The 8,564-nt window shown below is 63.8% G+C and carries 9 protein-coding genes; 3 read left to right on the plus strand and 6 right to left on the minus strand.

Going from position 1 to position 8,564, the window contains the following annotated elements; translation table 11 throughout:
• Nucleotides 1–159: 159 nt before the first annotated feature.
• The 4 genes from WC555_RS08785 to WC555_RS08800 all read right to left on the minus strand — a co-directional run bounded on the left by WC555_RS08785 (nt 160) and on the right by WC555_RS08800 (nt 3,097).
• A complete protein-coding gene (locus WC555_RS08785) occupies nt 160–453 on the minus strand; it encodes a hypothetical protein (protein WP_373252915.1) in 294 nt (97 codons plus the stop codon).
• A 327-nt stretch (nt 454–780) separates the two neighbouring features.
• Complete coding sequence (locus WC555_RS08790) at nt 781–2,415, minus strand: oleate hydratase (RefSeq protein ID WP_373252916.1); 1,635 nt, start codon at nt 2,413–2,415, stop codon at nt 781–783.
• A 178-nt stretch (nt 2,416–2,593) separates the two neighbouring features.
• Nucleotides 2,594–2,851, minus strand: a complete 258-nt coding sequence (locus WC555_RS08795; RefSeq protein ID WP_292100470.1) for a DUF5676 family membrane protein — start codon at nt 2,849–2,851, stop codon at nt 2,594–2,596.
• A 57-nt stretch (nt 2,852–2,908) separates the two neighbouring features.
• Nucleotides 2,909–3,097, minus strand: a complete 189-nt coding sequence (locus WC555_RS08800; protein ID WP_373252918.1) for a DUF2933 domain-containing protein — start codon at nt 3,095–3,097, stop codon at nt 2,909–2,911.
• 338 nt (nt 3,098–3,435) lie between these two features.
• Here WC555_RS08800 and WC555_RS08805 point away from each other — a divergent pair, with 338 nt between their 5' ends.
• Nucleotides 3,436–4,092, plus strand: a complete 657-nt coding sequence (locus WC555_RS08805; protein ID WP_373252920.1) for a DUF6629 family protein — start codon at nt 3,436–3,438, stop codon at nt 4,090–4,092.
• A 379-nt stretch (nt 4,093–4,471) separates the two neighbouring features.
• Here WC555_RS08805 and WC555_RS08810 read toward each other — a convergent pair whose 3' ends face one another.
• Together WC555_RS08810 and WC555_RS08815 are read right to left on the minus strand one after the other, a co-directional pair.
• Nucleotides 4,472–5,578 carry a glycosyltransferase family 4 protein gene (locus tag WC555_RS08810; protein WP_373252922.1) on the minus strand — a complete coding sequence of 369 codons (1,107 nt, stop codon included), beginning with the start codon at nt 5,576–5,578 and terminating at the stop codon, nt 4,472–4,474.
• Nucleotides 5,575–6,354 (minus strand): lysophospholipid acyltransferase family protein, encoded by a 780-nt coding sequence (locus WC555_RS08815; RefSeq protein ID WP_373252924.1) that lies wholly within the window; start codon nt 6,352–6,354, stop codon nt 5,575–5,577. The genes WC555_RS08810 and WC555_RS08815 overlap by 4 nt, the downstream gene beginning before the upstream one ends.
• A 217-nt stretch (nt 6,355–6,571) precedes the next feature.
• On the opposite strand from WC555_RS08815, the gene WC555_RS08820 reads away from it, so the two are divergent.
• Together WC555_RS08820 and WC555_RS08825 are read left to right on the plus strand one after the other, a co-directional pair.
• A complete protein-coding gene (locus WC555_RS08820; protein WP_373252925.1) occupies nt 6,572–7,792 on the plus strand; it encodes a class I SAM-dependent methyltransferase in 1,221 nt (406 codons plus the stop codon).
• A gap of 96 nt (nt 7,793–7,888) precedes the next feature.
• On the plus strand, nt 7,889–8,473 hold the full coding sequence (locus WC555_RS08825; RefSeq protein WP_373252926.1) for a general stress protein: 585 nt from the start codon (nt 7,889–7,891) through the stop codon (nt 8,471–8,473).
• Nucleotides 8,474–8,564 lie beyond the last annotated feature (91 nt).

The raw sequence follows: 8,564 nt of genomic DNA on the forward strand, positions 1-8,564 counted from the left end.
GGCCGGACGACCGCTTCGAACCCGCCTCTCCGGCGCAGGATGAGCCGGATTGCGGCTTCTGCTGGCCGAATGGATCACCGCCCAGTCCACCACCCGTTGATCATCGGGTTCGGCGGCGTGCTGCAGCACATTTGTTTCACTGAGGCGGATCAACGGGTGTTATTCGCCGAGCACCCGTCCCGCCAGATTGTAGCAGTGGGCTATCAGCACGCCGAAAATTCCGCCCACGAGGAAGGCGCACAGGCTGCCGATCCCCAGCGCCGCGACAGAACCCACGGATTGGTCTGTGAGTTGCGTTGTGAACAGGCCGATGAAGGCGTCGGCTCCGGGCAGGCCCAGGGCGGCCCATATCCACCCCAGAACAAAGAGCCATAGCGTCGCGAATGCGCCCGTGCTCGCGACGCGAAGGACACGCAGGCGAGTGCGTCCCGGCAGGACTTTGGCTTCAGTCATGGCGATCCTCTTTGAGGCTGGTCGGGTCCGCGACAATCGTCGGCCCGTGCTGGCGAAGACCATGACGCGCGGCGAGCCTGGAGTTTACGGGGCCGCCCCCGGGATCGACGAGGGTGAGGCTGAACGGTCGGGACACGGCCCAAAAATGCAGCGGCGGCCGCCTCCCGCCGATTCACCGGGGCAAGGTTCCCACAGGCTGTTGATCGGCCTGGAGGGCGGCTCGGTGGTCTCGCGATTGTGTCGCCAGCCCCGTCAAACGGTTTGAAGGCCGATGCGCGCACGCCGGCCGTCCGCGCCGTCGATGGCGCTCGATGGCGGTCACAGCCCTCAGGATCGAATGTCGTGCAGCGCCTTGAAGGCCCGGTAGAGCACGCGTGGGTCGGATTGGCCCTTGTAAACCGCCGGTGGCGTCAGCTTCAGATCCAGGAGTTCATAGACCGCGACCTGTGCCGAACGGATCGAGTATTCGACCGTGAACACGACATCATCCGGCAATTCGCAGAACTGGCCGATGAACGCCAGATTTGTGAATCCGGTCGGGATCACCTGCGGGCGGTCCCCCTTCCCGCGGGGGAGGAACTGACTGGTGATGAACGGCATCATGCAGGGGATACAGATGGAGGTTTCCAGAATCCCTGGAGCCCCCGAGCCGATTCCCAGATGACCGAGCACCTCTGTCATGATCTCGCGGCCGTTGCAGGCCGACATCGGCTTTCTGACGAAATCGCCCGGCTGATCAACCGCGAGGCCATAGCCCCAGAAGACGCTGACGTCTTCAGGCTGACCGATGAAGTGTGGCTGGTGGGGGATGACGATGGACGCTAGCCAGCTCGACTCGGGGAATGTGATCAGGCCCCCTTCGCCCGGCACATTGCCTGTGAGGTCGCGGACGATGTGCAGGAACGTTGGATCGCTCTGGGTCGTGGTGAATGACAGCCATTTGGACTCGCCGATATGATCGGCGAAGGCGGAAGGTCGTCCAAATGCAGGCCGACCCGCCGAGATCGTCTCCCAGAGCGTCCAGGCGCCGCCGTCGCGTTTGCCGTTGAGCGACGCCGCCTGGTCCATTGAGCCCAGGCTTGACGCCTCGGTCATTGAACCGAGGGTCACCAGCACGAGGTCGTCCGTGTCGATCACAATCTCCTCCGGCACGCCGTTTCGAGCGCACGCAATGCGTGCGACGGACTCCCGGCCGGTCGGTCCGCCAAAGACGAGATCGGTGACGCGGCAGTTCATCTCGAACACCACCCCGCGGTCGTCGAGCCATTTTCGCAGCGGCCGCACGAGCGAATCGTACTGGTTGTAGACGGTTCGCAGAATGCCTTCGAGACGCTCGAAACCCCCCACCATATGGGCGAACCGCACCAGATAGCGCTTGAACTCAACGGCGCTGTGCCACGGCTGGAAAGCGAAGGTCGTGCACCACATGAACCAGAAATCCGTTTTGAAGAACGTCGGATCGAACTGATCCGCGATAGTGCTTCTGCCCAGCATGGCTTCCGGTTCGATCGCGAGCCGCTCAATCGTCAAGATATGCGTCTCGCGGAGGCCGAACTCCGGTGCGGTCTGCCTCTTGCCGTTTCGGAACAAGCGTGATTTCGACGATGTCTTTATCGTCTCATTCCATTCGAAGATCTCCTGGGTGACTGTCTTGTCGCCGGTGAGCGCGGGAATGGAAGAGAACAGCTCGAATGTGCAAAGGTATTTGCTCTCCAGCATCCGGCCGCCGCGCAACACATAGCCTTCCTCAGGCGATCCGGAACCGTCGAGGCTGCCGCCGATGGTGTTCAGTTCCTCCAGGATCGTGATCTGCTGGCCAGGAATGTCGCCGTCGCGGATCATGAATGCGGCCGCTGCCAACGAAGCGATGCCCCCCCCGACCAGATACGCCTTGGGAGGGCGTCGATCCGTGTCACGATCCTCGCCCAGGGAGGTGTCGATGGAGCGGACGTTTTCTGCCATGGCCGAAGACTCCTGTTGGGATGACTTGCGTTTCAATGCCCATCTGCGGACGCCGTGACGACGCCGGTCAGTGGTTTCCCACTCGTGATTCTCTTATCGCGTCAGCAACGGGACCGTGACGCGCGCGCTAAACGTCGCCCGACCCCGAGAGTCCCGAAAGCCCGATGGCCTTCCGTATCTAACCCCGACCCCAGCGCCGGTTCAGCCAGTTGTAGACGGGGCAAAAAACCAATCCGGCGTAGGCCCCGTAGAGAAAGCTCTCAGCAAGGCCCAACAGGAATCCGGGCCATGTCAGCCACTGGAAGGCGGGCAACAGCTGCTCCAGCAGAGCCTGCGCATGCAAATTCTCGGGCGCGATCAAACCGTAGACCACGCACAGGAGGAACGTCACGGACGCCCATATGCCGAGGGCCCAGCTCACAATTCTAGTGTCCATCATGCGGCGTTTCCTTCGATGGTTCTGCAACCTCGCCGGGCCCGGGCCCGATCCAGCTCAGTGGACATGGGGCGGTTTTCGGTCGTCCTCTCGCGGAACGCCGCCATCGCTGTCCTCCTCGGGTCGGCGCGACCCATGACCGCCGTGCCCGCCGTGCCCGCCATGACCGCCATGCCCCACAAGGTGCAGCCCTACGAAGGCTGCCCCGAACAGGAGCCAAGGCCAGTTGTCCACCACCCAATTCATCGGTCTTTCCTGGATCTTTCGGTGGAGCGTTCGGTCCGAGCTCCGGCATGGCCGAAGTCTTGTCAGGATCGCTCCGATGAAACCTATGACGCGGCCGATCCAGGCTCCTTACAGAACAGGGGCGGATCACGCCGGGAGCGCTTCCGGCGCCGCCGCTTTTGAAGTCTCGGGGTCAGGTCGGTTCCGCACGGACAGATCGCGTCTCTGGGTGTCTGACCGGACCCGTGTCGTTTGAGATTGGTCGCCGCCGGCTTTTTGGCTCGGGACTTTATCGGCCGGCGGGATATAGTCCGGCCAACCCGTCCCCGAGACTGTCGAGCGTTTGGGATTGAACACGCATGTGTTTTTCAGCCACGGCCAGTTTCTCAGCAGGCGCCGCGCTGCTGATCATCGGCACGGTGACGGTTCGGCGCGCACGGCGGCGCGCTGAACTGCCCTTTGCTTTGATTCCGGTCTTGTTCGGCATTCAACAGCTGATCGAGGGAGCCATCTGGCTGACGTTTCCCGACAAGGCGCCGCTGTTGAACACAGTTCTGACGGTCGTCTATTCGGTTTTCTCGCACGTGCTTTGGCCGGTCTATGTTCCGATCGCGGTTCTGCTGCTTGAGCCCATACCGTGGCGTCGCCGGGTGTTGCTCGCCATTGCGTTCGTCGGGGCCGCGGTAGGCCTCTACCTCCTGTATTTCATCGTGAACTTGCCGATCGTTTCGAAGGTGCAGGGCGCGCACATCGCCTACGTGTCCCCACACTTCTATGCCGCCGCTGTAATGTTGCTGTACGTCCTCAGCACTTGCGTCAGCATGCTTTTTTCGAGCCACTCCAGGGTCAGGCTGTTTGGTCTCGCAGCCTTCGTGGCCTTCGTCGGGGCCTATGTTTTTTACGCCGTATGGTTGATCTCCGTGTGGTGCTTTTTCGCGGCAGTGCTCAGTGTCATCGTGCTGCTGCACTTTCCTCGGCGACCTCCGACCTCACAGCGTCGTTCACCCGCTGTATGACAGGGCGTTGCGGATGCGGCGCGAAAGGCGTTCAGTCGCCCACAGCGCCTGACTCCCGAAACTCGCGGGCTGGGGCTGAAGCCAGAGCCAGGCCTTTGTGAGGAACGGAAGGGGTCCGCGCCGCGCTCCGGCGTCCCCGTCCTTCGAACCGTCCTCTGCCTCGAACGGATCCTGTGCCGGATCCCGTGACAGACTCGCCCCTGACCTGCCCGTGCTGGTGTCACGCTCGCGACGCTCATGCCGCCAACGCTGTGATGGCGCCGGGGCGTGGAAGGGGTCGGCGACCACCTGAGGTCAACATAGCCGCATGATCCGGCGCGCCGGTCATGACTTCTGACCGGAGCGCCGGACCGGGCAAGAGCGATACTGGCGGCCTATCTCAGGCCAGGACTGCGAAGCTCAACGGTTCGTGCCGGGGCGCCGCGTAGCCGTCGATCAATTGTTCGGCAAAAGGCCGTTGCGCCGACAGGTCGCCATAGACGTCCAGATAGCGCCTCGCCATGGCCGTGGCCGAGAAGCGCAGGTCGAACCGGGCGCGGATCGCTTCGCGATCGAGCAGATGGGCCCGCCCGGCGGCCGCGACGGCCTGTTCCAGGGTGTCGACGAGGTAGCCGGTCTCCCCGTCCTCGATGACCTCGGGCGTCGAGCCGCACCGGAAGGCCACCACCGGCGTGCCGCAGGCCATGGCCTCGATCATCACCAGGCCGAAGGGCTCGGGCCAGTCGATGGGGAACAGCAGCGCTTCCGCTCCGCCCAGGAACGCCGACTTCTGGTGGTCGCCTATCTCGCCGATGAACTCGACCAGCGGACTGGCGTCGACCATCGGTTTGATGACGGTCTCCCAATAGACCTTGTCGGCCGCGTCGACCTTGGCCGCCATCTTGAGCGGTTTGTTCAGGGCGGCGGCGATCTGGATGGCCCGGTCCGGCCGCTTCTCGGGTGAAATCCGGCCCAGGAAGGCCAGATAGCCCTCCGGCTTCGGCGAGAATTTGTAGGTCTCGCCCGGCATGCCGTGGTGCACCGTGGCCTTCCAGTTGGCGAAGGGCAGGGGGCGTCGCTGGTCGTCCGAGATCGAGACGAGGCCGAACTGCGGCCAGCGCTCGTAGACGCCGCCGATATCCTTCATGTCCAGGCGCCCGTGCAGGGTGGTGAGGGTCCGATCGGCGTACCGCTCGAACATCGGGAACTGGATCATGTCGGTGTGGAAATGGATCACGTCGAAGTCTTCGGCGCGCTTCAGCACCTCCGACAACATGGCCAGGTGTGCGGCCAGGTCCGACTTGAACGGCGCCGGATCCAGCCGGATCGCCTGATCGCGTACGGGGATGAGACGCGCGCGCGTCTCGGCGTCGGCCGAGGCGAACAGGGTGACCTCGTGCCCCAGATCGACCAGAGCGTCGGTCAGGTGGGCGACGACCCGCTCGGTGCCGCCATACAGCCTGGGTGGCACGGCCTCATACAGCGGCGTGACCTGGGCGATCTTCATGGACGGAGCTCCGGCATTTGAGAAGATGCGAGCCAACCCGCCGACAAGCCGGGCGCCGCCACTCGCCGCTTCTCGATCGCACCGACTTCGGCTTGCATGGCAGCTTGCGCCGTCCGGGTGAAATCCTTTGCGCTGAGGCCGGGGTTGATCGGCTCCAGGAGCGACACGGTGATGACGCCTGACCGCTCGGGAAGGCCGCCGAGACCCCAGAAGCGCCCCGAATCCAGGACAACAGGGAGGGCCGGGACGCCGAGCGCCTTGTAGAGAAACTCCACACCACGCCGGAATTCGATCGGTTCGCCGACCGCCTTGCGGGTGCCTTCAGGAAAGATCAGCACGGGGCGTCCGAGCGCCAGGGCCGCCCGACTTTGCATTGTCATCTCCCGGAGGGAGGCGGCCGCCGATGCCCGATCGATCAGGATCATCGGCGAGTGCCTCAGGTACCAGCCCATCACCGGGATACGCAGGAGTTCGCGCTTGGCCACAATCGCAACATCAGGAAACAGGATGAGGGCCGCCAAGGTTTCCCAGGTCGATTGATGGTTGGAGACAATCAGACCCGGCATAGGATGAACGTGCTCCCGGCCCCGCTCCCGATGCCGCAATCCGACGACGCCAGCCAGCAGGGCCAGCACGCCGCGGGCCCAGACCCGCGACAGGGTTCGCACCGCGGCCGGCGGGGACCCGGCGATCGATACGAGCGGGATCGCCAGACCAAAAAGCGCGGTCCAGAGTCCCCACAGACCGCCAAACGCGAGTGAACGTAGCGTAGACACGAGACCCTCCGCTCACGGAACGACTGGGAGGAACGCTCCAATCATTACAAGGGACGCCCCGGCGGCCCTTCCATTACATGTCGGGGCGGCGTGCCCCTGAGCCCCAAAGAGCAAGGCAACGGTTCAACGTTGGGTTTGGTCGCAAACCGCGTTGCCTGTAATGTCTCCCAGACTCCGGCGTCTCACCGTACGCCCCCTCTCCACCACGGTGAGCCTGATGATCAAGGAAGCCCTCCGGTCCATTCTGCCCGACCGCACCGCATTCCACCTTCTCGCCACGGCGCTCGGGCGCGCCGTTCAGCATGGCTCGCTCGTGGTTATCGATCCCTGGGGACAGCGCCATGTCTTCGGCCCGGACGACACGCCAACGGCGAGCATCCGGCTCACGGATCCCCGAATCCCGGGGCGCATCCTGGCCGACCCCATGCTGGGCGTGGGTGAAGCCTACATGGACGGCACGCTTGTCCTGGAACAGGGTTCGCTGCGCGATTTCCTGATGATGGGGGCTTCCATCGCCAGTGATCTCGCCAGCCCGTCCCAAAAGCCCCAACGGCCCAACCCGGTCGAACGGGCTCGCACCAATGTCGCCCACCACTATGACCTCTCCGAGGAACTCTATCGCCTCTTCCTCGACCCCGACCTGCAGTACTCCTGCGCCTATTTCCAGGATGGCGACGAAAGCCTTGAACTGGCCCAGGCCAAGAAGAAGCGTCACATCGCCGCGAAGCTGCGCCTGGAGACCGGCGCCCGCGTGCTCGATATAGGAAGTGGCTGGGGTGGCTTGGCGCTTGAGCTGGCGAGCCGGCACGGCGTCGAAGTCGATGGTCTGACGCTCTCACAGGAACAGTTCAAGGTCGCCACCGCCCGTGTGGCGGACGGCGGTCTGGAGCCGCACGTGCGGTTTCACCTTCGCGACTACCGTCATGAGACCGGGGTCTACGACCGGATCGTGTCGGTCGGGATGTTCGAACATGTCGGCCCGACGCACTATGGAGAGTTCTTCAATATCGTACATCGATTGCTGGCGCCGGACGGGCTCGCCGTCATCCACGCGATCGGCAGAACGGGTCCGCCGTCGGGTTGTGATCCGTGGATCGAAAAATATATCTTTCCCGGCGGTTACTGCCCGGCATTGTCGGAAGTGTTCACCGCGATCGAACCTAGCGGGCTCCGCGTGACTGATGTGGAACTCCTGCCGCTCCACTACGCCGAGACCCTTCGGTGCTGGTCCGAGCGGTTCCGGGCTCATCGGGCTCGCGCGGCCGAGATTTACGACGAGCGCTTCTGTCGGATGTGGGAGTTTTACCTCGCAGCCTGCGAGGCGGCGTTCAGGGGCGGCAATATGACGGTGTTCCAGATTCAGCTCACGCGAAGCATCAAGGCTTCCCCGCCCACGCGTGACTACATGATCGACGAGGAGCGCCGGTTGCTTGTCTAAGCTGAATGGCCGGGATCATGTAATGCCGCCGGACCGTGCGCGTCTTGTCTCGGTCAGGACCAAGAGGGTCGGACAGCAAGATCAAAGGGCCGAGCCATGAGCGAAGAAAATGTTGTTGTCGCGGTGTTTGACAACCATGCCGAAGCCGAGGAAGCGGTCCGTGAAATCGGCCGCTCGGACTTTCCAGTGCGGCAGCTCACCATCATCGGTAAAGGCTATCACAGCGACGAGAAGGTGATCGGCTTCTACAACGTCGGCGATCGAATCAAGCTCTGGGGCACGAACGGCGCTTTCTGGGGCGGCCTATGGGGCCTCTTCGTGGGCGGCATTTTCATGACAGTGCCGCTGATCGGTCCCGTGGTCGTGCTGGGGCATCTCGCCGCCATGCTCCTGGGCGCCGTCGAGGGCGCGCTACTGGTCGGCGGCGTAAGCGCTCTCGCAGGCGCCCTGGCTGGCATCGGCATCCCGAAGGACTCGGTCATCCGCTACCAAGAAGCAGTCAAGGCGGACAAATTTCTGGTCCTGGCCCACGGCGCGCCGGAAGAGATCAAGCGCGTTCAGGTGTTGCTGAAGTCAGCCGCGCCCAGCGACTTGCAGGTTCATCATGGCACCTGCGCCGGCCATGAAGGTCACGCGGCCCAACAGCGGCACCATCACGCGCCGGCCGAGGCGAAGGCCTGAGCTGAGAACGGCGATCCGGCGCGCCAATCCGGCTCCGTCCGCGGCTTGAGATCCGGGACGGAGCCGGATTGGCGCAATTTGCCGGCGACCG

This window comes from Brevundimonas sp. (genome assembly GCF_041648615.1).
In the GTDB taxonomy this organism is placed as follows: Bacteria; Pseudomonadota; Alphaproteobacteria; order Caulobacterales; family Caulobacteraceae; genus Brevundimonas.